The 1,680-nt window shown below is 40.0% G+C and carries 2 protein-coding genes; both read left to right on the forward strand.

The window, feature by feature from the left end; translation table 11 throughout:
• Positions 1-101 precede the first annotated feature (101 nt).
• Complete coding sequence (locus IQ264_RS32380; protein ID WP_193986866.1) at positions 102-698, forward strand: glyoxalase-like domain protein; 597 nt, start codon at positions 102-104, stop codon at positions 696-698.
• Positions 699-833: 135 nt separating this feature from the next.
• Positions 834-1,400, forward strand: a complete 567-nt coding sequence (locus IQ264_RS32385) for a GNAT family N-acetyltransferase (protein WP_228061985.1) — start codon at positions 834-836, stop codon at positions 1,398-1,400.
• The last annotated feature ends 280 nt before the right edge of the window (positions 1,401-1,680 follow it).

Below are 1,680 nucleotides of genomic sequence, written 5' to 3' on the forward strand. Positions count from 1 at the left end.
CTATCTCCCTACCTCCCCATCTCCCCACCTCTTAGGAACCCGATCGCACTCCTTGAGGCTTGGTAGACTAGAATTACATATAATTCACCCTTTGTAAATTCATGGTTCTAGCAGTCAACTTAATTACCTCTCTAGTTTCTTCGATTACTGATAGCACTCTTTTACTTTCCTTACCTTTCGATGCCTTGTTTTCTACCCAAGGAATCATGGTAATGCTGCTGGTAGCTTATGCAGGCGCGATGTGGATGTTCCTCACCAGCGCCCCCAAAGTACATACAATTATGGTGTCAGATCTTGAGATTGCCCGCCAATTTTATGAAGGGATACTAGATTTACCCGCAGCCGACGTACCTTTACACTACTATTACAACTACGAGCAAACAATTGGTGCTGCTGGGATGGACCCGCTTTATATGTCAGCAAGTCCCAGTCTGACTGCTAGCAAAGGATTTAATGAATCCGATGGACTGTGGTATCAACTGAAAAAAAATACTCAATTGCACGTTATTTCTGGTGCTAGTTTAGGCGCAAAAAATCGCCAACGTCATGTCTGTTTCGATCGCGAATGTTTAGAACAAGTCTTAATGCGAATCCAAGTCCGAGGCTTGCGATTTAAATTGCGTACAGAAAAACCATTAAACTTCTTAGTAAAAGATTGGGAAGACCGAACAATTGAAATGGCTGAAGTCGATAATTAATTTGATTTTTTCACTCGTAGCACAACCGAAAATTTAATTTGTAAATCCCTATCTTTGGGGTCAGTCAATTTTAGATTGAAACATTGAACAATTGACCCCTAAAGATTTATTATGTAATTTGTATTTTTTTGAATTATGGATAATTCGCCTCAAATAAAACTACCAATCCGCCAAGAACTAACAACAGGTGAACTAGTAGAATTAGATTGGATGCTTCCCGAAGAAACAGAAACAGTTAGAGCATTATTAAATCAAGTAATACTTGAAGGGGAAACTTATCCCCAACTCCAGCCAGTATCAGAAGTAGAATTTGCCGCTTATTGGTTAGTTAAAGATGCGTTTGTAGTCAGAGAACGCAAAACAAACCAAATTTCTGGGGCTTTTTATCTTAAACCAAATTTCCCCGGACGCTGTAGCCATATTTGCAATGCAGGTTTCATCGTTCAACCTGAACAAAGAGGCAAAGGCATCGGCAAATTTATGGGCGAAAAAATGCTAGAAATTGCCAGATGGCGAGGTTATATAGCAGTCATGTTTAATTTAGTATTTGAAACTAACATTCCTTCTGTAAAATTATGGCAATCTTTAGGTTTTGAAACTATTGGACGCATCCCCGCTGCCGCACATTTAAAAGATGGCAGATTCGTAAATGCCTTAATGCTGTATCGAAAACTTTCGCCCGCACAAAACGCGCCAAACTAATCACAAAAATATAAACCCCCCTAGACAAGATTCTAGGAGGGTTTCGTTTCTGTATAAGCTTTTCAAGATATTAACCTTACATGACTATTATTATGCTTTAGCCCAAACGTAAGTACATCAGAATTATTGCGGAAATTGGAAAACTGTAAGCCATCCTTTTCTCAGTATTTTCCTCGACTTAGTATAGCAGAAAGCAGAGGAGCAGAGGGGCAGAGGGGCAGAGGGGCACAGAGAAAAGGTAAAATTTAATTCCCCTTGTCCCCTTGTCCCCTTGTCCCCT

The organism is [Phormidium] sp. LEGE 05292, from assembly GCF_015207735.1.
GTDB lineage: Bacteria > Cyanobacteriota > Cyanobacteriia > Cyanobacteriales > Aerosakkonemataceae > Floridanema.

What these genes read in the sequence shown, in the direction of transcription:
- IQ264_RS32380 (WP_193986866.1), top strand. Translation starts at nt 102, where the DNA reads ATGGTTCTAGCAGTCAACTTAATTACCTCTCTAGTTTCTTCGATTACT.
- IQ264_RS32385 (WP_228061985.1), top strand. Translation starts at nt 834, where the DNA reads ATGGATAATTCGCCTCAAATAAAACTACCAATCCGCCAAGAACTAACA.